The 23,186-nt window shown below is 35.8% G+C and carries 17 protein-coding genes; 9 read left to right on the top strand and 8 right to left on the bottom strand.

Going from position 1 to position 23,186, the window contains the following annotated elements; all coding sequences use genetic code 11:
- The first annotated feature begins 72 nt into the window (after nt 1–72).
- From T368_RS0102550 to hemH, 3 genes are all read left to right on the top strand, one after another.
- Nucleotides 73–576: a PAS domain-containing protein gene (locus T368_RS0102550; RefSeq protein ID WP_027338274.1), complete on the top strand. Its 504-nt coding sequence runs from the start codon at nt 73–75 to the stop codon at nt 574–576.
- Nucleotides 566–1,957, top strand: a complete 1,392-nt coding sequence (locus T368_RS0102555; protein ID WP_004084307.1) for a methyl-accepting chemotaxis protein — start codon at nt 566–568, stop codon at nt 1,955–1,957. Before T368_RS0102550 ends, T368_RS0102555 begins: the two co-directional genes overlap by 11 nt.
- A gap of 215 nt (nt 1,958–2,172) precedes the next feature.
- Nucleotides 2,173–3,168 carry a ferrochelatase gene (hemH, locus tag T368_RS13045; protein WP_004084308.1) on the top strand — a complete coding sequence of 332 codons (996 nt, stop codon included), beginning with the start codon at nt 2,173–2,175 and terminating at the stop codon, nt 3,166–3,168.
- Here hemH and T368_RS0102565 read toward each other — a convergent pair.
- Together T368_RS0102565 and T368_RS0102570 are read right to left on the bottom strand one after the other, a co-directional pair.
- Entirely contained in the window at nt 3,104–4,315 is a 1,212-nt protein-coding gene (locus tag T368_RS0102565; protein ID WP_004084309.1) for a phosphoglycerate kinase, read from the bottom strand. The genes hemH and T368_RS0102565 overlap by 65 nt on opposite strands.
- A 161-nt stretch (nt 4,316–4,476) precedes the next feature.
- Nucleotides 4,477–4,770 carry an HU family DNA-binding protein gene (locus T368_RS0102570; RefSeq protein WP_004084310.1) on the bottom strand — a complete coding sequence of 98 codons (294 nt, stop codon included), beginning with the start codon at nt 4,768–4,770 and terminating at the stop codon, nt 4,477–4,479.
- Nucleotides 4,771–4,958: 188 nt separating this feature from the next.
- Between T368_RS0102570 and gap the strand changes: the two genes are divergently transcribed.
- The 3 genes from gap to T368_RS0102585 all read left to right on the top strand — a co-directional run bounded on the left by gap (nt 4,959) and on the right by T368_RS0102585 (nt 8,850).
- Nucleotides 4,959–5,960, top strand: coding sequence for a type I glyceraldehyde-3-phosphate dehydrogenase (gene gap / locus T368_RS0102575; RefSeq protein ID WP_004084311.1), 1,002 nt, complete (start codon nt 4,959–4,961; stop codon nt 5,958–5,960).
- A 409-nt stretch (nt 5,961–6,369) separates the two neighbouring features.
- Nucleotides 6,370–8,220 carry an arginine decarboxylase gene (speA, locus tag T368_RS0102580; protein WP_004084312.1) on the top strand — a complete coding sequence of 617 codons (1,851 nt, stop codon included), beginning with the start codon at nt 6,370–6,372 and terminating at the stop codon, nt 8,218–8,220.
- Between the two features lie 18 nt (nt 8,221–8,238).
- Nucleotides 8,239–8,850 (top strand): hypothetical protein, encoded by a 612-nt coding sequence (locus tag T368_RS0102585; RefSeq protein WP_004084313.1) that lies wholly within the window; start codon nt 8,239–8,241, stop codon nt 8,848–8,850.
- A gap of 129 nt (nt 8,851–8,979) precedes the next feature.
- Here the strand turns inward: T368_RS0102585 and dnaE are convergent, their stop codons facing one another.
- The 6 genes from dnaE to T368_RS0102615 all read right to left on the bottom strand — a co-directional run bounded on the left by dnaE (nt 8,980) and on the right by T368_RS0102615 (nt 21,564).
- The gene (dnaE, locus tag T368_RS0102590) at nt 8,980–12,789 is read right to left on the bottom strand and encodes a DNA polymerase III subunit alpha (protein ID WP_004084314.1); all 3,810 of its coding nucleotides are present in this window, start codon (nt 12,787–12,789) and stop codon (nt 8,980–8,982) included.
- A gap of 220 nt (nt 12,790–13,009) precedes the next feature.
- Nucleotides 13,010–14,110, bottom strand: a complete 1,101-nt coding sequence (rlmN, locus tag T368_RS0102595; RefSeq protein WP_080628824.1) for a dual-specificity RNA methyltransferase RlmN — start codon at nt 14,108–14,110, stop codon at nt 13,010–13,012.
- Nucleotides 14,111–14,557: 447 nt separating this feature from the next.
- The gene (locus tag T368_RS0102600) at nt 14,558–14,881 is read right to left on the bottom strand and encodes a hypothetical protein (RefSeq protein ID WP_004084316.1); all 324 of its coding nucleotides are present in this window, start codon (nt 14,879–14,881) and stop codon (nt 14,558–14,560) included.
- 30 nt (nt 14,882–14,911) lie between these two features.
- Nucleotides 14,912–15,952: a hypothetical protein gene (locus T368_RS0102605; RefSeq protein WP_004084317.1), complete on the bottom strand. Its 1,041-nt coding sequence runs from the start codon at nt 15,950–15,952 to the stop codon at nt 14,912–14,914.
- Nucleotides 15,953–16,027: 75 nt separating this feature from the next.
- Nucleotides 16,028–18,628: an outer membrane protein assembly factor BamA gene (gene bamA / locus T368_RS0102610; protein ID WP_004084319.1), complete on the bottom strand. Its 2,601-nt coding sequence runs from the start codon at nt 18,626–18,628 to the stop codon at nt 16,028–16,030.
- 74 nt (nt 18,629–18,702) lie between these two features.
- Entirely contained in the window at nt 18,703–21,564 is a 2,862-nt protein-coding gene (locus T368_RS0102615; RefSeq protein ID WP_004084321.1) for a heavy metal translocating P-type ATPase, read from the bottom strand.
- A gap of 225 nt (nt 21,565–21,789) precedes the next feature.
- Between T368_RS0102615 and rpsP the strand changes: the two genes are divergently transcribed.
- From rpsP to rimM, 3 genes are read left to right on the top strand one after another with little or no spacing between them, the layout of a single operon-like run.
- Nucleotides 21,790–22,017, top strand: coding sequence for a 30S ribosomal protein S16 (gene rpsP, locus T368_RS0102620; RefSeq protein ID WP_004084322.1), 228 nt, complete (start codon nt 21,790–21,792; stop codon nt 22,015–22,017).
- 4 nt (nt 22,018–22,021) lie between these two features.
- Nucleotides 22,022–22,324: a KH domain-containing protein gene (locus tag T368_RS0102625; RefSeq protein ID WP_004084323.1), complete on the top strand. Its 303-nt coding sequence runs from the start codon at nt 22,022–22,024 to the stop codon at nt 22,322–22,324.
- Nucleotides 22,325–22,336: 12 nt separating this feature from the next.
- Nucleotides 22,337–23,002, top strand: coding sequence for a ribosome maturation factor RimM (rimM, locus tag T368_RS0102630; RefSeq protein WP_004084324.1), 666 nt, complete (start codon nt 22,337–22,339; stop codon nt 23,000–23,002).
- Nucleotides 23,003–23,186: the final 184 nt, after the last annotated feature.

Below are 23,186 nucleotides of genomic sequence, written 5' to 3' on the forward strand. Positions count from 1 at the left end.
CTAACATGTTATAATGCCAGGTCGCTTTTATGTTCTATGATTATTCAATTTAATTACTTACAAGGGAGTTATATGCAAGAACTTATACTTGATAAAGATGTATTAATTACTTCAAAAACGGATTTAAAAGGTAATGTGCTGTATTGCAACAAGCCATTTTTAGATTATGCAGAGTATGATGAAGAAGAAGTTTTATTTAAATCCCACAATATTGTGCGTCATGAAGACATGCCAAAGTGTGTTTTTAAAATCTTATGGGAACATATCAAACAAGGTCAAGAAGCCTTTGCATTTGTTAAGAACAAAACAAAGTACAATAATTTCTATTGGGTATTTGCAAATGTTACACCAAACTACAACCAACACAATCAAATCATAGGCTACTATTCGGTGCGTAGAAAAGCAAATGAAGCGGCAATAGCAGTCATTGACAAGATATATAAACAAACCCTCCAAATTGAAAAAACACAGGGTGTCAATAAGTCATATAACTTTATCCTTGAATATGCAAAAAATGCAAATCTAACCTACAATAATCTCGTGTTAAATCTTCAAAGGAATGGACATGTCGCTTAGAATCTTTTTGGTAATAGGCATATTGCTTTCTTTCATTGCGGGTTTATTAAGCTTTTTAAATGGTGGCATTATTGCTGGAAGCATAGCACTTCTTGCATGTGTGGCACAAGGTGTGGGCTTATTTTTTGAGACTAGACATGCACAATTTTTAGATCGCATTATTGAAGTAACAGAGCATGCAAAAGATGGTGATTTTGAAAGTCGCGTTATTCATTTGCATGGAGATTCTAGGCTTGTTACACTTGGTGGGAATTTCAATGTTTTACTCGATAATCTTGAAGCCTTTCTGCGTGAGGTAAATACTTCTGTGAGTGCTTCGCAAAATCATGAGTTTTATAGAAGAGCCTTAGGTGAGGGCTTGAAAGGCACATTTGTAAAAAACATAGATAGTATTAATTTTTGTTTAAATAGTATTGAGACAAATGCAAAAGAGAGTATCCAAAACTCACTTGCAAGATCACTTATGAATATGAGCCTAGATAATCAAAATCACGACTTAAATAGTATTAGCACAGATTTAACACATGAAATGAGTAAAATGCACGGCGTAAGTGATAATATCCAGTCGCTTACTCAAATCGCAGATGAAAATAAAGCGAATATCACAGAAATAGCTGATAGTATAGCAAATCTCCTAACACTTATCGCTCAAAGCAATGATGCGATTAATAACTTCGCACAGCGTTCAAGTGATATTGGCAATGTTATCCAACTTATTATCAATATCGCAGCACAAACAAATCTCTTAGCATTAAACGCAAGTATTGAAGCCGCAAGGGCAGGAGAGCATGGCAGAGGCTTTGCAGTCGTAGCCGATGAGGTAAGAAGGCTTGCTGAAAACACACATAAAGCAACTGATGAGATTTCACTTGTTATCCAAACTATGCAACAAGAGATCACAACCATTCAAGCAGGAAGTGAAGAAGTCTATCGTATCATCAATGACACGCAAAGTAAAATCGCTTCTTTTACCGATGTGTTTGAGAATCTTGGCAATGAAAGCGTAGCCCTGCATAGTGCATTTAATATCTTGCAAAAAAGCCTTATTATCAATGTAGCAAAAATTGAGCATATTCTGTATAAATCTAATGCGTATTTGAGCTTTAAGCTTTTTAAACCGGCACAAGATTTCAGCAAACATGCTATATCACATCTTTTTGAAGACCCAATATGTCAAAAAGTTCTTTTTAGCCTTGTAAGCAGTCAGGAAGTCGATAGAAGTCGGGATATCATTACTCAAAATGTAACTGACGCATTACAAAAGATAGGCAAAGAGTTAGATAGCACAGATATTGATTATATCATTACGCATTTGAATGCTATGGAAGAAGTAAGCCAGCAGTTTATACAAAAGCTAGATAGTGCGATTAAGCAATCTTAGATAGATTCTATAATGGCTTAGATTTTATGCGTTAGAATCCTGTTTGTTATCTTAAGTTAGTAGAAAAGATTCAAATTGTTTTAAGAATAAATTTAGAATCTAATTTTGTATAATCAATCTTATATAGCGTATAAATAAAGCAAAATTCTTGTTATAATACGCGTAAATGCTACTTTAATATAGAATCTTTACACCCAAAACTTACAAGGAAATATATGCAAACCCAAAACAAAGCCGTAGTGTTACTCAATATGGGCGGACCAAATAGTTTAGATGAAGTCGCCACTTTTCTCAAAAATATGTTTGCTGACCCATGTATCCTTAGCGTTAAAAGTGAGTTTTTTCGCTCTATGCTAGGCAATGTTATAGTAAATTCACGCATTGAAAAAAGCAAGAAAATGTATGAAAAGATAGGTGGTTGTAGCCCATTAACAGAAATCACTTTTAAACTTACACAGAAATTGCAAAAGAGGAATCCAAGCACATTCTACACTTATGCTATGCGTTATGTGCCACCCTATTCATTAGCTGTTATACAAGAAATCATGCAAAAAAACATTCATAACATTACGCTTTTTAGCATGTATCCGCAATATAGCTCAACTACAACTTATTCATCTTTTAGCGATGTCTCACTTGCCCTTAAGACGCTAAACTTTACTCCACACATAAGAACAATCGATCGCTATGCAACCCACCCCTTGTTTATAAAGGCAATTACACAAAGCATTAAGGACACTTTAAATGGAAGAAATGCAAAGGATTTTGTGCTGATTCTATCCGCACACTCTGTGCCTATAAGTCGCATTAAAAAAGGTGATCCCTATCAGCAAGAATGCCAAGATTGTAAAGCCCTGCTGCAAGCTGAATTAGAGAAAAATGATATTGTATTTAAAGATATACAGCTATGCTATCAGTCAAAAGTGGGACCTGTGAAGTGGATTGGTCCTTATACAGATTCTGTGATTAAATCCCTTGCTCCAAACAATATGATTATATATCCGCTAAGTTTTACCATTGATAACTCTGAAACAAAATATGAGCTTGCTATACAATATGCCGAACTTGCAAAATCACTTGGCATAAAAGAATATCTTGTATGCGAATGCCTAAATGATAGCGACTTATTTGTAGATTTTATAGAATCTATGACCTCTTATCAAGAACCTCAAATGCAGGCAGAATATTCCCCTCCAATAACTCAAGGCTAGCACCTCCACCCGTGGATATAAAACTCATATTATCTCTTTGCCCCGCTTTGTCTATCGCGTCTGCGATATCACCGCCGCCGATAAAGCTAAACGCATAAGTATTAGCAATTGCATGAGCGAGATTAAAAGTCCCACGAGAAAACTGGTGAATCTCATACACACCAAGCGGACCATTCCAAATAATAGTTTGAGAATCTGTAACCACTTCACTAAAAAGTTTAACACTTGCAGGACCAATATCAACTGCGATGAGATTCTGTGGTATGTCTTGTGATGGTGTGATTTTAATCTCACTTGGACTATCAATGCTATTTGTGCTTACCAGATCCACAGGCAAATATACCTTTACCTTTTTCTCTTTTGCACTTTCTAGAATCGTTATCGCATCTTTTATTAAATCATCTTCTACAAGGCTATTTTGCATATCATAGCCTAACGCTTTTAAGAAAGTATTACTCATAGCTCCACCGATAATGATTTTATCAACGACATCAAGCACTCTTTGCAAAAGACTAAGCTTTGAGCTTACCTTGCTTCCACCAACAATCAATAAAAGCGGTCGCAATGGATTCTTAATCACCTTTGCAAAGGAATCAATCTCTTTTTTCAACAATATACCTGCAACTTTATGATTCACAAACTTCGCAATACCATAAGTGCTAGCATGCGCCCTATGGCTCGTCCCAAAGGCATCATTCACATAAACATCACAAAGACTTGCGAGATTTTTACTGAGTGTTTCATCATTTTTTGTTTCACCTTCATAGAATCTAATATTTTCAAGCAAGATGATTTGACATCTATTTTCATTTTGTGCGGCTTTTGCAGATTCTATTGTATCGGCAAGAAATACATCTTTATTGAGTAGTCTCTCTAGCCTTTTTACAACATGCTTGAGTGAAAAATCACTGCTACGCCCTTTTGGTCTGCCAAGATGACTCACCAAAACAATACTTTGTGCTTCATTGTCAATACAATAGTTAATTGTTGGCAAGGCTTCACGCATACGCGTATCATCGCTGATATTGAAATCTTTATCCATAGGGACATTGAAATCAACGCGGATCAACACCCTTTGGTCTTTGATAGTAATATCTCGTATGCTTTTTGCTTCTTGCATTAAAGTGATACTTGTGGTTTTTGGCATAATTACTCCTTGAAAATGTTGCATAACTTTATAAAACAACATTGTAGCACAAGCAATTTAACCATACCAATCACGGCTAAATCAAAAAGTAAGAATTGCCGACTTTTGTTTGAAGGAGGGATAACAATCTTAGAAATTATAAAGCATAATTTTTCGTAAGTCTATTTTTTTACCTTGATACTTGCAACCTCGTCTTTTAAGGCTTTACCGGGCTTAAATTTTGGCACCATTTTATCCGCTGTTTTATAAGTCTTATCAGTGCCCGGAACCTTACCTTCTTTACCTTTTTGCACCGCATTTTCAAACTTACCAAACCCTACAAGCTCAACTGTCTCATTTGACTTCAATACATGTGTAATTGCATCTACAACAGAATCAAGTGCCTTTTCCGCATCCTCTTTCTTTGCATAACCACCGATTTCTTTGATAGTTTTTACAAAATCGCTCTTTTTCATAACGAAAACTCCTATATAAAATATATTTATCTTTAAACAGCACACAAGGCTAAAAAGATAAGCTAGCATTGTATTTGATTTTTGTATGAAAATCAAGTTATTTTAGAGTTAAATTATAAAAAATTGCAAGTTTTTGCTACAATGCAGCCTTTAAACACCTATATTTTAAGCAAAAAAGGATATAAATCATGGCAATCAAACTTGCGATTAATGGCACGGGACGCATTGGGCTATGTGCGGCTAGGATTATTGGGGAACGCGATGATGTAGAGCTTGTGAGTATGAATACCACGGCAAGTATAGATACTTTAGTGCATTTGCTGCGATATGATTCTGTGCATAGATTCTATGATGTTGAGAAGTTAGATGAGAATACACTTCGCATAGGTAAAAGCAAGAATGTAAAGATTTTAAGCGATAGAGATCCGCTGAATCTTGACTTTGGTGAAGCGGTAGCGGTGCTTGAATGCACGGGCAAGTTTAACGCCCTTGATAAAGCAAAAGCACATATTAAAGGCAATGTAAAACGCGTGATAATCTCCGCTCCTGCGGATAATACGCCAACTTTTGTCTATGGCGTCAATCATACGCAATATAATAATGAAAGTGTCATATCAAATGCGTCCTGCACTACAAACTGCCTTGCCCCCATTGTGAAAGTGCTAGATTCTACTTTTGGCATTGAAAACGCCCTTATGAGCACTATCCATAGCTACACGAATGATCAAAATCTCCTTGATGTGAAACATAAAGACTTACGCCGAGCGCGTGCAGCAGCCCTATCTATGATACCTACAAGCACAGGTGCAGCAAAGGCTATCGGGCTTGTATTGCCCCATTTAGCAGGGAAGCTTAATGGTATTGCCGTGCGTGTGCCAACGCCTGATGTGAGCTTGGTGGATTTAAGTGTGAATCTAAAGAGCGAAGCAAGTAAAGATTCTATCAATGAAGCATTTTATAAAGCTCAAAGTGGCGAGAGTTTTGAAGGGGCATTTAAAGGGCTTATTATCGTTGATGATGAAATGCGTGTATCAAGTGATTTTATCGGCAGCAAGGCGAGTGCGGTAATCGTGCCAGATAAGACAATCGCCATTGGCAAAAGTGCAAAAGTCCTTGCGTGGTATGATAATGAGATGGGTTATACACATAGGCTTGTGGATATGAGTGTGTATGTGTGTAAGGGTTTGTAGCAAATAAAGATTGGAGTGATAGAATCCTTGTCGTTTTATTTGCGGAGATTGCGGGCTTTTAAGTGCATTTGCGAAAGTTTAGCTTTAATGTCAAAACCAAATAGGTGTAAAAATTGAAGTATATTTTTAGATGGTTGCATAACATGTTTTACCCCATAATTTTATATAATATCATAAAGTGAAGCCACCAAAGCAACAAAGGATTGCAAAAACCCAATATTAAAAGTAGTCACAAATCTTTTTTATTGCGCTACCCCAGCAGTATTTCCCAAAAATATCACAACCAAGTCATTTATGAAAGTATTTTTTCATTTTTAATTAAAATTTGCTAGAATCTGTGCTTCATGTTTTAAAGCTTTTTGCTATCCATAGCAAAGCAAATAACGAAGTGTTAGAATCTGGAGGCATTATGGTTGATTATGGCATTAAATTTTGGTCAAATGATGATTTCATTATCGATGATGGTGTGGTAAAGGTGAATTATAAAGTAAAACCCGCTCTCATTGATATTGTAAAAGAAGCAAGAGAAAAAGGCTATAAAGGACCACTGCTTTTAAGATTCCCACATTTAATAGAAAATCAGATCACAAAGGTTTATGATGCTTTTCATACCGCCATTAAAGAGTATCAGTATCAAGGCTGTTTCAAAGCTGTATTCCCCCTAAAAGTTAATCAAATGCCAAATTTTGTCCTGCCTTTAGTCGAGCTTAGCAAGGGTAAATGCTATGGCTTAGAAGCAGGGAGTAAATCAGAGCTTATCGTAGCTATGGCTTATACAAATAAGGGCAGTCCAATAACCGTGAATGGCTTTAAAGATAAAGAGATGATTTCACTAGGTTTTATCGCGGCAAATATGGGGCATGATATTACCCTTACAATAGAGGGGCTAAATGAGCTAAAAACTATCATTGAGATTGCAAGTGAGATGGCAGAGCCTTATCCTAATATTGGCTTAAGGATACGACTGCATAGCGTTGGCACGGGCATTTGGGCAAAAAGCGGGGGTATTACCTCTAAGTTTGGATTGACTTCAACAGAGCTTTTAGAAGCTATGAAAATGCTAGAGCATTCAAAACTTCTGCATAAATTTACCATGATACATTTTCATATCGGCAGTCAAATAAGCGATATTTCACCCCTAAAAAAGGCGATTAGAGAAGTGGGCAATATCTATGCAGAGCTTAGAAAAATGGGAGCAAAGAATCTTACCGCAGTAAATATTGGCGGTGGTTTAGCAGTGGAATACGCACAGCATGAAAGTATGAATTGCAAAAACTACACTTTGACAGAGTTTAGCGGCGATGTCGTCTTTAGCTTAAAAGAGATAGCAAAGAATAAAAATGAGTTAGAGCCAGATATTTTTATAGAATCTGGTCGCTTTATATCCGCTTCACATGCGGTTTTAGTAGCCCCTGTGCTAGAGCTTTTCTCACAAGAGTATGAAGAGAGTGCGTTGAAATTAAAAGAAGATTCTAATCCCCCGCTTGTAGAAGAGCTAAATGACTTATATAACTCTATCACAGAGAAAAATGCGATTGAATACTTGCATGATAGCCTTGATCACATGGAATCTTTACTCACACTTTTTGACTTGGGCTACATCGACTTAAAGGATAGAAGTAATACGGAAGTGCTAGTGCATTTGATTATCAAAAAAGTGATTAAGCTTTTAAAGTATAAAAATCATAATGAGATTCTAAAGATACAAAAAAGTGTGCAAGAGAGATATTTGCTTAATTGTAGCTTTTTTCAAAGTTTGCCAGACTACTGGGGATTGGAGCAGAATTTCCCCGTTATGCCACTTGATAGGCTAAATCGCCGTCCAACGCGTGCCGCAAGCCTTTGGGATATTACCTGTGATAGTGATGGTGAGATTTCATTTAATCCGCAAATGCCCCTTTTCTTACATGATGTCGATGTGTCAAAAGAAGAGTATTTTCTAGGCTTTTTTCTTGTTGGAGCGTATCAAGAAGTGCTAGGTATGCGGCATAATCTCTTTACGCACCCAACAGAATTTAGCGTTATCTTTGATGATGAGTTAAATAAAGGCTATGAAATCGCAAATCTATTAGAAGCACAAACAATAGTCGATGTGCTAGATGACCTAGATTATGATACAAAAGAGATTGAGAGAATCTTAAAGCAGCATATAGAAGATAGTGATTTAGACATAGAGACAAAAAAGGCGGTGCTAGGCAAACTCTATGTTATGCTAAGTGAGAATGGCTATCTAAGGACTATTAGCACAGATACATTGTAGTGTTTAAAGGGGGGATTTATGCGTTTTGTGTGTAGATATATTATGGCTTTTATGGTGTGTGCTAGTCTTATGATAGCAGATTCTAAGGTAGATTCTAAAAAAATAGAATCTACTAAAAATACAGAATCTCGTCAAAAGACTAACACAAAAACACAAGAAAATTGGCTAGAGACAACCATAAAACGCATAAGAATTCTATTTAATCAAAACGATTATGTAGAAGATGCAAAATGCGATGAGACTTGGCAAAAAAGAGTGTGTGATGGTAGCATTATGTGCTATGCTACAAGGTGCTTTTATCCACAAGCAGATATTGAAATGATGCATAGAATCTTTTTAGAAAATCTAGTCATCTACTTAAAACACCATCACGCAACAAGAGAAAAAGACCGCATAGCACACCTATCAAATATCTTAAAACTAGGCTTACCACAGGATAACAAAGAACACGACTATACTTTCATAAACTCATATAATGTAAAATGCACTTACACACTTTGGAAAAAAGATGATAAGACACTCTTTTTTGACTTAAGCGGTTGCTTAAAAAAGAAAAATCAACGAATGACACGCACACTTATACAAGATGACTTAGGTGTAATAGAACTATACGAACATATTGCGTATTAGATTTTATAGTTTTCATAATTTTTAGTCTATGAAATAGTCTATAATGGGAGAGGGGATATATAAAGAAAAAGTTTTATAAAAGACCTACAAAGCCAATAATATAAAACTTTATTGCAGAGAATGAAAGCATTAAATCGCTAGATATTTCCAAGTGCAATTAGGCAGTATCTCTTCTATCTTATGCTTTAATCGCTCATCAAGATACATGCTACTCTCAAAAATAAAGGTTTTGCCACTCACGCTATCTTGAAAGCCTATACCAAATCTTGTATCGCCTTGAGATGAACGCATAATATTTGCTATGGCACTGACTTGTTCTTCTGTGATGACACTCTGCATTAGCGCACATAGACATGAGTTTCTTATATCCATATCTGCTACGAGGTTAAGCGGCTCAATGCCATTTGCTTCATCAAGGATAGAATCTCCATAGACTGCGTTATTGTGCAGCTTAGAATCCATAGATTGCTTTGTAAAAGTTTTAGGATTTTGTGTATTTGTTTGTGATTTTGCATTATCTTTTTTCACACGCAATTTTATCTCTTTGCATGATTGTAATGTGTGGATTTCATGCACTCTTATTTCTATTTTATAGCTTACCTCAGCACTGCCATCTTCGCCCTCTGTTACCATTCTCTCTTTTTCAAGTTTGCCTACTATGCCAATAGGATTGCTTAGGTCAAAGCTATCAAGCAAGTTGAGTTGATCTTCAAATAAAGTTAAAGGTTGCTTACCGCTAAAGTCCATAATCTTTGCTGTGCCATAAGTGCGGTTATTTTTACTCATTTTTCGCTGTAAGTCTTCTAGCTTTCCTATAAGCATAACCCTTGATCCATCGGCGATATTCTCTAACTCTGCGATTTTTACAACATTTTTTATTTGTTCTATCTCACTTCTAAAGTCATCAAGCGGATGTCCGCTTAGATAGATTCCCAAACTTTCATATTCATATTCAAGTAGGCTTTTATTATGTAGTTCTGGCAAAGGCTTTATTTGCAATTCAGGGCATAGCTCTTCTGCGCCAAATAGCCCACCACCACTGCGTTCCCTAGACATTCTTCTGCCTAAATCGCAAATATAATCAAGATTATCAAGCATACTTGCACGCGTGTAGCCAAGATTATCAAGGCTACCACTTTTTACTAAGGGTTCAAGCACTTTTTTAGAGATTCTCTTAAAATCTGCTTTTGTGATAAAGTCTTCAAGATTCTTAAAAGCACCTTTTTGTTTTCTATCATCGATAATGCCTTGCAAAGCCCCTTCTCCTGCACCTTTAATCGCATTCAACCCAAAGACGATTTTCTTTTTACCATTAGAATCTATTATTACAGAAAAGTTAGTTTGCGAGGTATTTACATGCGGGGGTAAAATCTCAATACCCATAGCCCTTGCTTCATCTATGTATGTAGCGACTGCTTCTATTTTATGACTTTCGCTTGATAGCATTGCTGCCATAAACTCATGCTCATAATAGGTCTTTAAATAGGCAGTTTGAAAGGTTAAGATTCCATAAGCGGCTGAATGCGATTTATTGAATCCATATTCTGCAAACTTTGCTATCTGGTCAAAAAGCTCTTCTGCTTTTGTCCTATCAAAGCCATTTTTCTCTGCACCATCGGCAAACTTTGTGCGATTTTCTGTCATGATTTGTGCATCTTTTTTACCCATTGCTCTTCTTACAAGATCAGCCTCACCTAAAGAAAATCCGCCTATCACCTGCACAATTTGCATAACTTGCTCTTGATACACAATCACACCATAAGTATTTTTCAAGATAGGTTCTAATTCCTTAAAAGTATAACTTACTGGGCTCCTCCCATGCTTTCTATTGATATACTCATCACTCATACCACTTTCCATAGGACCTGGTCTAAATAATGCAAGAAGTGCAATTGCATCATCAATACCACTTGGTTGCAATCTGCGATTAAATTCCTGCATACCGCTAGATTCTAGCTGGAATATCCCTAGTGTATTTCCACTACGCAATGTCCTATATACCTTTTCATCATTCACATCAAGTGTTGAGAGATTAATATCAATATTATTCGTATCTTTTATAATGTCAAGTGCATCTTGTATGACAGTTAGCGTCTTTAATCCCAAAAAGTCGAATTTGATCAAATCAACTGGCTCCAAGTATTTCATGGAATATTGCGTTACCATAACCCCTTTTGTCCGCTCACTCACATATAAGGGGACTTTATGCCATAACTCTTTTTCAGAATCTACCACAAGAGCTGCGGCGTGTTTGCCCGTATTTCTATTTAGCTTTTCAAGCCTTAATGCCATGTCCCATACTTTTTTTGGAAGCCCCCTATTTTTCTCATCTCTGTCATGCTCACTTTCTGTAATCAGTTCTTGGATTTTTGGTTCTAACTCATATGCTCCATCAATATGGTTCCCATTTTTATCAGTATAGCCCTTTAATGTAATACCAAGTTTTGATGGAATAAGCTTTGCGAATTTATCCGCATTTGGAATGGACATACCATAGATTCTAGCCACATCTCGTATTACGCCTCTTGCAAGCATTTTACCAAAAGTGATAACTTGTGCAACATTATATTCACCATACTTTGCCTTCATATATTCAAACATTTCAGGACGTCTTCTTTGACAAAAGTCAGTATCAATATCGGGCATTGATATACGCTCTGGATTTAAAAACCGCTCAAAAAGCAAATTATACTTAATTGGATCAACATCTGTAATCTCTAAACAATATGCCACAAGACTACCTGCTGCACTTCCCCTACCTGGTCCCACTGGAATCTTATTTTGCTTTGCATAATTGATAAAATCCCATACAATAAGCATATAGCCGGGGAACTTCATCTGTGTGATAATGTCTATTTCTTCTTGCAAGCGTTTATGATATATTTCATGCTTGTCTTTTTCTACTTGCTCTAATCTTTTTACTAAACCTTGTTTGCATTTATAGGCAAAATATTCTGCTTCATCTTGTATTGTAAGCCCTTCATTTTCTGCATACTCTTTTGCAAACTTAAAGCTTGGTGGGGTGGGTGGATTCTTATCATCTTTTAAGTCGATAGTAAGGTCGCATTTATCTGCTATCTCTTGTGTATTAAATACTGCTTCTGGTATATCCATGAATAAATCAAGCATTTGCTTTGGACTTTTGATATAAAACTCTTGAACGGTGTGTCGCAATCTCTTTGGGTCATTAATATCAGTTGCCATAGCTATCATCATAGCTGCTTCTTGCATACTAGAATCTTCTTTATTTGTATAATGTGCGTCATTTGTAGCAATGAGCTTTGCCCCTGTCTCAAGGCTTAATCGCAATAAGTCATTATCAATAAAGCGTTGGTCTGCTATGCCATGTCGCATAATCTCAATATAGAAATCATCGCCAAAAATATCTTGATATTCATGTATGGCTTCTTTTGCACCATCATATCCTTTTGCACCCATGATAATTTTTTTCTCTCGCTTTTTGTTATCCATGTATGGACTAAGGTTTAGATTCCATGAAATCTCGCCATTAAGACATGCAGAAGAGCAAATAATACCTTTAGAATACTCTCTTAGAATCTTTTTATTAATCCTTGAAGTGCGATAGAATCCTTGTATAAAACTCTGACTTGATAGATACATAAGATTCTTATATCCCTCTTCATTTTTTGCATACAGACATATATGAAATTTTGGTGTATTTGGGGATTTATCACCTAAATCTTCTTTATTGTGAATGTAGGCTTCAATGCCAATAATGGGCTTAATCCCTGCTTTTTTCATAATCTTATAAAACTCAATAGCCCCAAACATATTGCCATGATCTGTCATTGCGACACTATTCATGCCAAGCTCTTTTATGCGTTTTGCTAAAACATCAAGCTTATTTGCCCCATCAAGTAGTGAATATTCTGTATGTAAATGCAAGTGTGTAAATGGTATATTTTCTGTATTATTCATATTTTTTCCTTTTTATAAACCATGATTGCAATGTTACACTACATAAGATTAAAAAGCTATGAATCTATAAATTTTGCATGACACTACTTTAAAGATTTTATGTGTCATGTTCGCTTACACCAAGCATTTTTTTATTAACATGCTATAATGTTGCGTAATGTTTAGACTCTAATCAAATAATACATACCCTGATGATTTTAGCTACATTAGTGCATTTTAATTATGCTTTCATCTGCTTTGCTCTCAACTGCCCGCATGCAGCACTAATATCAATACCCTTAGATTCTCGTATCGTTGCTACAATACCCCGCTTATAAAGATAGTCAGCAAAGCCCTGCATTTTCTCAATACATGGGCGTTGAAACTCACTTTCTGCATGTGGATTAAATGGAATGAGATTTACCTTTGCCCTAAATCCATGTAGAAGTTTCACTAGCTTTTTCGCACTTGCTAAATCATCATTTATGTCCTTAATCACTAAATATTCAAATAAAATGCGTTTTCGTGTATCAAGTGGAAAGTTTTTTAACGCCTGCAATACCCGCTCAATGTTATAAACCTTATTCATCGGTATAAGGCGACTACGCAACGCGTCATCTACGGCGTGTAGTGAAAGGGCGATTTGCACGCCAAGATTCATAGCTCCCAGCTTTTCTATCTGCGGGGCAATACCGCTTGTAGAGATGGTCTGCCTGCGAGTAGCGATACAAAGCCCTTCTTCATGACTTAGAATCTTTATGGCTTTTGCGACATTATTAAGGTTATCTAGTGGTTCTCCCATACCCATAAACACGATATTTATACTCTTGTGTGCGGACAGATTATTATCGCGTTTGAGTGCTACGACCTGCTCGACAATCTCGCCAGCACTAAGATTGCGGACAAAGCCGCCCTTTGCAGTAGAACAAAACGCACAGCCGACACGGCAACCAACCTGCGATGATACGCAAAAAGTATATTTCTCTCCCTTTTTCACGCGATTATTTTCATCATATTCCTTCTCTCGCATTTTGATAAACACACTCTCAAAAGTCGCTCCATCGCTTGTTTGAAAGAGATATTTTTTTGTGCCGTCCCCGCTTTCTTCTATGCGTATGGGCTTTAGATTTGGGAAATTAAAGGTTTGCTTTAGAATCTCTTGTAAGTTTTTTGGAATGTTTTTCATAGATTCTATGTTGCTGACATAATGTTTATAAAGCCAGTTGTATATCTGCTTTGCCCTAAATTTTGGGGTGATAAGGCTCTCTAACTCATCTAAATGATATGAGTAAATATTGGAATCTTGTGCTTCTTTTGTGGTAACATGTTGTAGATTTGGCATATCTTTTTTTACATTGTGATTCTGTGCTTTTACTGCATGAGTCTTTATTTTAGAATCTTGCGTATTTGTTATATCCTTTTTCGCTTTAGAATCCTGTGTTTTTCTATCTTTTTCATCTCTTTTTTGTATTGTCATTTTTAATCCATTTGTGGCTTTGCTATTTAGAATCAAACGCCTTTGCAAACAAACATTATGCAAAGACTCATATTAAAATAAAGAAAAATTGTATCATATTTACATAGACTTTAAGGATATGCTTGTCTATTTTCTACTTTTATCCATGTATGTGTGCTATAAAGTCTAATCTATGACATCAAAAACACATTGCAACAAAATTTTAATCTCTAAGCTATATTGTAAAAGTATATATGCAATAAAAAGATTCCCACTTTAAAAAGCGAGAATATAGCTTTATCATGTAAGAAAAAGACGAGGCAGAATCACATTCTATTCTTCTTCTGCATCCACCTTAGCACAAGAGTCTTTTACGCCAAGTTTGCAAGCCATTTGGTAATAGTCTTGTGCGTCTATGTCATTTTGTAATGCCGAGTAGAGAGTAGCCATCATTTCACATGCTTTAGCATCTTTTTTGAAGCATAGATTCCGCAATGGTTCGCGGTATTTTGAGAGAAAATTCTGCACCGCAACTTCTGGGCTATAACAAGTCCAGCAAATATTATCATACGCATTTTGCATTGTAGTAGGCACACAAAATGCCGACTTTACCATAAGAAACGCACTCACAAAAAATACAAAACCTACATGTTTCATAACCGCTCCTATTAAAAGATTTTGTAGATTCTAGCAAGTTTTACATGATTTGGTGTCGTGTTTGTGTGAATTTTGCATAAAATCATCATGCCATCGCTTCATAAGTAAAAAGCACATAATAATCACAACGCCAAGAAATACACCAAAAAGATATACGAGCGGGTAGAATGCCCTAAACCACACTAGCACAACACAACACACAATCATGCCAATGAATACAAAGATTCTAGGGAGTGAAAAACTAAGCTCAAAACCTAAACTCGCCTTTGATAAATCAAGCAGCTTTAATCTCTCTTTGCTTTTTTCTTTTTTGCTTTGCTTTGTGTTGGGATTAGATTCTGTTGTTTGAGTGTTGTTTTGGGTATTTGGGGGGATTGAAGAAACTTTATTTATGGAATCTTTGCTTAGTTTAGATTCTATATTGTTCATATTAGATATTTCGCTTCGCTCAATATGACAAGGTTTAGAATCTAGATTTTGTTTGCCTTGTGTTTTAAGCTCTGCACTCTGCTCATAAGGAATAGAATCTAAATTCTGTTTTAAAGATTTGCTAGATATTTCCCTTTCACTTTGGTTAATATGACAATTATTAAATTCTAAATTCTGTGCTGTATGGGTTGGGGTGTTTTGTGTAGATTCTAAATTCTCATTATCTTGCACCCCTACGCCCTGCACCCGCCCAAATGGTTGAGATTCTAAAATCTTGCTATTTTGCGTCCTAAACTCCGCAGTCCGCCCATTTGGATAAGATTCTGTGTTATGCTTAGAATCTTGTGAGATAACTTTTTGTGTAATATCTTGCATTTCATCATCATATTTGCTTGCGTATTTGAGTAGTTTTTCTTCTGTGTCGGCTTCTTGTATCTTTTGTGTAATCTTTGTGCGGATAGACTGAAATGTTACTATCATAAGTAGTATATAAGATAAGCAGCCACAAAGAAGTGAGAATATCCACTCACTACGCATAATACACACACTTACAATACCAAGCATAACGCTACTAAAAAGCAGAATAACGACTATCTTTTGTCGCAAAGATAATGCGTTCAAAATATATGATGATAATGACATATAAACCCTTGCAAACTTATCCGCACACTTTCAAAACAGCTTTTAGAATCCGCATTATACATAGGAATACAAAGATTAGAATCTAGTCCCCATAGTAAATTCAAAAAAGCTAGGATAGTTTGTAAGATAGCCACCACTTGCACGAATGTCATTTGCTGTGCCATAGCTAAAGATTTTGCTAGGTCCTATACCCATAGGGTCTGTTGGTCCATACCATAGCATAGGGATTACTATTACAATGGGTCCCATAGGCGATACCCATTCGACTGCGACACCTGCTGCACCCCTTGCTAATATACTTGAGTTGCCATAAATTGTGCCGTATTGCTTAAAGTTTGCCGCACCATTTGCACCATGATAGGTCAAGATCCCATAATCTGCATATAAGGCTACACGCATTTTTGCACTAGGGATTAAGCCATAGCTAAGCTCTACTGAATTTGTAAAGATTCCATCACCACCAACGCGTAAGCCATCAATGTCTAGCGGTGTAATAGAATAGCTTGAATATCCCCTGATTGTGCCTACACCACCCATATAGAAAGTATCATTAAGCGGTAAAAAGTGATTTCGACTATAGCGGAAGAGATAGCCCCCTTGTGCCTTATATCGTGCGATTAAATCGATTTTAGTCCATTTACTAATATCAAAATAGAATCCAGTCTTAGCATACAGCTTTGTATAATACACATCACCACCGATACCTGCGATATTTAAAGAAAGCGTTGTAGAGTTACCATTCTTAGGAAAATAGTAGTCATCTGTGTTATCAAATACAAGGCTTGGGGTAATAGAGCTTTTAATAGGTGCATTATCCCAACCAGAATAGCTTCTATCCCATAAGCCTTGTGTGCGGTATTTTAGAAATTCTTTGTTCGTGATGGTGTTACTACAAGAGCCAACGGCAGTGCAATCCTCTGTTTGTCCCGCATTTGTCTTTCCGTCCCAATTTGGATTATTAATTGTGTAATCAATATTTCCAGAATCATAATACTTTTGATACTGCGGTTGGGCTTGTCCTGTGTAAAGATTGTAGAATCCAAAGGTATCTGTTTTATTAATATCATAGCCTACATTAAGCCTTAAAGTAGGAAGTAATAATCGCCCAACAGTGAAGCCACCACCTACGCTTTGCTGCGTATAAACATAGTTAAGATAGCGACTATAATAAAGATTCATAGACAAACTCCATTTAGAATCTAAGATTCTAGGGTTTGTAAGGCTTAGATTAAAGGCTTGTTGTGTAGCGGTAAAAAAGCTAGTCCTGCTTGTATTATAAAAAGAGAAATCGCCCCCAAAGCTTACATTCGCATATAAACTTGCCCCAAAGCCACTACCAAAGAGATTGCGCTCATTTACACTTGCATTTACCATAAGTCCATAAAAGCTACCATAACCGATACCAAAGGTAAGCTCCCCTGTCCTACCCTCTGTAACATTCACGACTAAATCCATAGAATCTTCGCTAATACGCCTTTCATCAATGCGGACATTTTCAAAATAGCCAATACGCTTTAATGCGATCTCACTACTTTGAATCTTACCTAGAGAGTAAATATCACCCGGTGCAATGAGAATCTCTCGGCGTATGATTCTATCCCCTGTTCGTGTGTTACCTGTGATTAAGACATCATTAATACGCACTTTTTTACCAAAGTCAATGTGAAATACAACTTCTACTTCTTGCTTTTCTGCATTCTTTTTTAAGTCTGGATTCACCGCAACATAAGCATAACCCAAATCGGCTACTTTTAGCTTTATGCGTTGTGAATCATCTCTTATATTTTGTATATTAAAGACTTCGCCAATCTTAGCGCTTAAATCTTTTTTTAGCTCTTCTTCTGTGATTTCATCTTTATGCTCACTATCAATTACAAAAGAGATTCCACTGACTTTATACTGCTCTCCCTCGCTTACATTGTAGTAAAGCTGTGCTTTGTGATTTGTCATATTGACTGAAAGAAGTGGATTTGACACCTGTGCGTCTAAAAAACCATTACGCATATAAGAATCTTGTATCCTTAAAGAATCTAACTCAATCTCACCTAGCATAAGCTTACCAGCATTAAGCCCGGGTAGCCAACCCATAAAGTCTCTTTGCTTATTCGCACTAAGAGATTCTAGCTTTCTTTTTGGTAGCTTTGTCGCACCTTCATAATAGCTTTTTTCAATGATGATTGTATCCCCACGATTAACATTTAGCGTTATTGCTACTGCTCTGCCCTCACTTAGCTCTACTACGCTAGGCTCAATCACACTGCCATAATAGCCCTTATATTCTAACATTTGCTTTAAGGTCTCAAGGGCTTTATCTAGCTTTATATCATCATAGGTATCGCCCTTTTTGATCCCAAGCTGTCCATAAATTGTCTCTTTTTCACTCTGTGTGCCATAGCCTTTTAACTCAATACTTGCAATGGCTGGTTTCTCTTTCACAAAAAACTGCAAGACTCCATTATCAAAAGTCGCATAAATATCATTAAAATAGCCTTGCTTATAAAGGGCTAGGATAGCAGTATCTACCTTGCCATAGTCAAGCTTTTCGCCTGATTTTATATTGATTATATCTTTTGCTAGAGATTCTGACATATAAGTCATATTATTCACTTTTACAGATTGTATAACTTCTGCAAAAGATAGACTAAACATACAAAAAATAAGTAATAAAAGACGCATAATGCTCCCAATATTTTCAAAAAAGATTCAATAACTTACAAAAAAGCTAAAATTATAGCGGATTAAAAACAATATTAAAGCCTACTTTTGTAGAGTCGTAATGAATTTAGCACAACACATAATGAACTCAAACTCATAAATGCCGCCGCAAATAATGGAATCACAAAGCCAAAAAATGCAAGCGGAATGGCTAAGACATTATAAACTAAACTCATGAGTAGATTGCCTTTTATAATACGCAGTGTTTTATGTGCGATTTTAAAGGCTTTTGAAAGGCTTTTTAGACTATCATCAAGGATAATCACATCGCTATATTGTAGGGCAATCTCGCTACCACTCCCCATAGCAATGCCAACTTGTGCGTATTTTAATGCAAGTGAGTCATTTAAACCATCGCCAATCATAACGACATTATGCCCTTTTGCTATTAAATCTTTCACAAACTCTGCCTTTTGCAAGGGCGTTTTTGAATGTTTATAGTCTTTGATATGCAACTCTTGTGCTACTTTTTTCACAACACTTTCTCTATCGCCACTAAGAATGCTTACTTTCTTTTTATAACTATGAAGAAGCAAGATAAGATCTTTTGCTCCATCTTTTATAGAATCTTTTAAGCCAAATCTATATGCAAGAGTGTAGCTTTTTTCATTCTCTAATTTATAGGCAATGAAGCATTCTGTTATATCATCGTCTGTGTCTGTCTTGTTTGAATCTCTATCATTGTATAGACTAACTCCCATTTTTTCCATATATGCCCTACTACCACCTATAATATGTGTATTGTTATAATAGGATTCAAATCCATTACCTGCAATAAGTGAAAAGTCTTTAAAATTATATGTATTTGCTAAATCTTTTAATAAATCTAATTCTGCATTATCCTTATATAAAGATTGCAATATAGCTTTTGCGATTGTGTGGTTGTTGTGTTTGAGTAAAGCATATAGAAATCCTTTTTCTTTCTGCTTTACCTGCGTTGTCTCTTTACTAAAGAAACTGCGGCTTTGTTTTGTTTTGGTGCTTGTTGTAGATTCTATATCCTTGTCATTTTTGCGAGTGTGGGCAAAATCCTTGCGGATTATGCGAGACGAAGTCGAAAAATCTCTTTTAGAATCTTTAGTTACAGAATCTGTATCAATAGAATCTATGCTTTGTTTAGATTCTATATTTTCCATATTAGATATTTCGCTACGCTCAATACGACAAGAGTGAGAATCTAGGTTTTGAGATATTTCCCCTTCGCTTTGCTCAAGGTCAATATGACAATTTTTAGAATCTAAGTTTTGATTTATCTTGCTTTGTTTCATATAACAATCTTTAGAATCTAAAGCACAACCCCCAAGCAATTCCTTAAAACCGCTATATTTCTTTATGCTTACTACACTCATATTTCCTTGTGTGAGTGTGCCTGTCTTATCAAAGATTATAGAATCTGCTTTTGCTAAGGATTCTAAAAAGTCAGCCTTTGTGTAGATAATGTGATTTTTAAAGCCTACATTTAAGCCCACTACACTAGCAATAGGCGTAGCAAGAGCTAACGCACAAGGACAAGCAATCACAATCACAGATACCGCAATAAGCAAGGCATACTCAAAGCCATGCTGTGTGAAAAAATAGTAGTAGCAAAAACTACATAAAGCAATGCTTAAGACAATGCGGCTAAACTTCCCAGCGATTTTAAAAGCAGTCGTTGCAATTTGTGGCGTGCTAAACTCACTCTCTTTTAAAAGCCTTGCTAATTTACTCATGCTAGAATCTTCAAAGCTTTTTTGTGCCTTGTAGATAAGTGGCTTATCAAGGGCAATCGCCCCCGCCATAATCTCTTCATTCACTTCTTTTGTGATAGCTACACTCTCACCGCTAATATTAGCATAATCTAAATGTGCGTTTGGACTAAGCAAGATTCCATCAACACAAAGCATTTCTCCAGCTAACACAAGCAAGGTATCTCCAGCCTTTATATCATATACTGATACTATCTCGCCACTCTCTCTTCTTGCCTCAAGCGGTAGTATCGCATTTAATTTACAGAGATTATCATTTGCCCTTTTTTGACTTAAAGATTCTAAAAATTTCGCACTTAGCACAAATAAAATAATCATACACACAGATTCAAAATAAGTATGCCCGCTCCCACTAAGCCACGCATAAATCGAGTAGCAATACACAAGGGTTGTGCCAGTTATTACAAGCATTTCCATGCCTATTACGCCATTTTTTAGCCCCTTATATGCTTGTTTATAAAAATCACTCGCACAAAAGAAAAGCACAGGTGTAGCAAGGATAAAACTCGCAAGATTTAAAATATTACTTGATATAGAATCTATCCCAGAGAAAAAGCCACTATACTGCCCTACATTTACCCACATAACATTCATCGCACAAAATATTGCTACGGCTAGTTTAATGTAGTATTCCCTATTTCTCACATTATCATTTTGCTCCCTATCTTGTGGGTCATAAACAATAGCCTTATAGCCTATCTTTGCAACCTCATCATAGATTTGCTGAAAGCTTGTTTCATTTGGATCAAAAAGTATTTTTGCCTTATGTGTAGTGTAGTTTATCTTTAGTTCTTTTATACCTTTAATCTTTGCTAAAATCTGCTCATTTAGCCATACACATGCTGCACATACAACGCCCTCTATTATGAAATGCACTTCCTTTAAGCCATTGGAATCTTTTAGATATTTTTGTGTGAAATTTATAGAGTTAAAGTTTGTAGCCACTTTAGAATCTTGTAGCTTCTTTGTTTGCAGTGTATTATCGCCTAGCTTTGTATAAAAAGATTCTAAATTGCATGATTTTAAAAGCGAATAGGCAAGCTCGCAGCCATTACAGCAAAAATATAAAGTGTCATTAGATTCTGTATCTTTTACTTCTTTTAATGCGTCTTTATTATATACTTGCTTACAATGAGAGCATGGAATCTGCATATTCTGCCTTTATCTTTAATAAATGAATTTTACAATAAAAATTTTAGTATTGTTTTACTTGCTTATTGCCTTGTGTGTTTATTGATTTTGCTTGATTGCTTTTTACTATCATAGTATGTTTGGTTTAGATTTTGGAAAGAAGAGTTTAATTTTGGGAAAATATTTATAAAAATTCATAGTTTTGTGATAGAATAGCGAAAATTTTTTTCATTTATAAGGAATACAATGGCAACAGTAATTAGATTAACACGAATGGGTCGTAAGAAAAAACCATTTTATAGAATAGTAGTTACAGATTCAAGAAAAAGACGAGATGGTGGTTGGATTGAATCTATTGGTTTTTATAACCCTGTGGCTAATCCAGCAGTTGTAAAGCTAGATAGAGAGCGACTAGAATATTGGAAAAGTGTCGGTGCAAAAATGAGTGAAAGAGTTGCGATTTTGAGCAAATAATTATATGGCAGTAAGTAGTATGCAAAAGTTTTCTGTGCAAGACTTCTTAGAAAAATATGTTAAGAAAATTGTAAAATATCCAGATGATGTGGCGATTACCACGAGTGCAGGAAAACATTCTGACTATATGATTTGCATTCAAGTTGCAAACGAAGATATAGGTAAGATAATAGGCAAAGATGGCAAAATGGTAAGTGCTTTGAAGAATGTCGTTTCTGCATGTAAGGCAAAGGATAATGTCTCATACGAGCTTGTAGTCGTAGCCCATGATAGCACAAATCCATGTGGTAATGCAAAGTCGCAATAATTTTGGATTCTAATGCCCCTTAATCATGCAAAATACATAGAATCTTTACCGCACTTCACACCATCAAATATGGTTGTTGTCGGCAAGTTTGGCAGAAGTGTAGGATTAAAAGGCGGTATTCGCGCTACGATACTAACAGATTTTCCCGAGATTTTAGCTAGTGGCAATGTATTTTATGTGGAATACATAGATAAGCTTTCATCTATTCTATCTGATCCTAATAAGCTAGATTCTAACAACACAAGCAAAACACAGAATAAGACTGATTTAATAGCTACAAAACATAATCCCACACAAGAGAACACAAGGGCATATTTGCCCCTAATACTCAAAACTTTTCATTCCACAAAAAAGGTTATAGAATTTAAAGAAATCATAAGACGCGAAGAAGCAGAACTTTTATGCAATATGCTTTTTTATAGCACACTTGATGATACAAGAGAGCTATGTACGCTAGAAAAAGATGAGTTTTTCTACTTTGATATTATCGGCATGTGCGTAGTAGAAGATGGCATAAATCTTGGCATTGTAAAAGACATACAAGAGATAGCAAATACACATTATCTCGTGCTTGATAAGCATTTTTTGATACCTTATATTGACCGCTATGTGCTTTCAGTTGATTTAGAAAATAGGCAAATAATCACAAAAGACGCACACTTTTTACGCATGGCTTGAATTTTAAATTTGAACACCAGTATCATCAATGTTTATATCACTATGGCAATCAAGCGTGATTAAAGTGGATTAGTGGTGTTAAAATTATGTTATTTTTAGATTGGGCAAATGTGGTAGCAAAATAAAATGAAGTATGTGGCAGAAAAATACTAAAGAGAGATGATAATGTCAGCTTATCGCGTTG

It is taken from the genome of Helicobacter bilis ATCC 51630, assembly GCF_000686565.1.
GTDB classification, from domain to species: Bacteria; Campylobacterota; Campylobacteria; order Campylobacterales; family Helicobacteraceae; genus Helicobacter_A; species Helicobacter_A bilis.

Coding starts and splice junctions, on each gene's coding strand:
- T368_RS0102585 (WP_004084313.1), top strand. CDS start 8,239: ATGCGTTTTGTGTGTAGATATATTATGGCTTTTATGGTGTGTGCTAGT.
- rimM (WP_004084324.1), top strand. CDS start 22,337: ATGCCCCTTAATCATGCAAAATACATAGAATCTTTACCGCACTTCACA.
- rlmN (WP_080628824.1), bottom strand. CDS start 14,110: ATGCCAAATCTACAACATGTTACCACAAAAGAAGCACAAGATTCCAAT.
- rpsP (WP_004084322.1), top strand. CDS start 21,790: ATGGCAACAGTAATTAGATTAACACGAATGGGTCGTAAGAAAAAACCA.
- speA (WP_004084312.1), top strand. CDS start 6,370: ATGGTTGATTATGGCATTAAATTTTGGTCAAATGATGATTTCATTATC.
- T368_RS0102600 (WP_004084316.1), bottom strand. CDS start 14,881: ATGAAACATGTAGGTTTTGTATTTTTTGTGAGTGCGTTTCTTATGGTA.
- bamA (WP_004084319.1), bottom strand. CDS start 18,628: ATGCGTCTTTTATTACTTATTTTTTGTATGTTTAGTCTATCTTTTGCA.
- T368_RS0102550 (WP_027338274.1), top strand. CDS start 73: ATGCAAGAACTTATACTTGATAAAGATGTATTAATTACTTCAAAAACG.
- T368_RS0102555 (WP_004084307.1), top strand. CDS start 566: ATGTCGCTTAGAATCTTTTTGGTAATAGGCATATTGCTTTCTTTCATT.
- gap (WP_004084311.1), top strand. CDS start 4,959: ATGGCAATCAAACTTGCGATTAATGGCACGGGACGCATTGGGCTATGT.
- T368_RS0102625 (WP_004084323.1), top strand. CDS start 22,022: ATGGCAGTAAGTAGTATGCAAAAGTTTTCTGTGCAAGACTTCTTAGAA.
- T368_RS0102565 (WP_004084309.1), bottom strand. CDS start 4,315: ATGCCAAAAACCACAAGTATCACTTTAATGCAAGAAGCAAAAAGCATA.
- hemH (WP_004084308.1), top strand. CDS start 2,173: ATGCAAACCCAAAACAAAGCCGTAGTGTTACTCAATATGGGCGGACCA.
- dnaE (WP_004084314.1), bottom strand. CDS start 12,789: ATGAATAATACAGAAAATATACCATTTACACACTTGCATTTACATACA.
- T368_RS0102615 (WP_004084321.1), bottom strand. CDS start 21,564: ATGCAGATTCCATGCTCTCATTGTAAGCAAGTATATAATAAAGACGCA.
- T368_RS0102570 (WP_004084310.1), bottom strand. CDS start 4,770: ATGAAAAAGAGCGATTTTGTAAAAACTATCAAAGAAATCGGTGGTTAT.
- T368_RS0102605 (WP_004084317.1), bottom strand. CDS start 15,952: ATGTCATTATCATCATATATTTTGAACGCATTATCTTTGCGACAAAAG.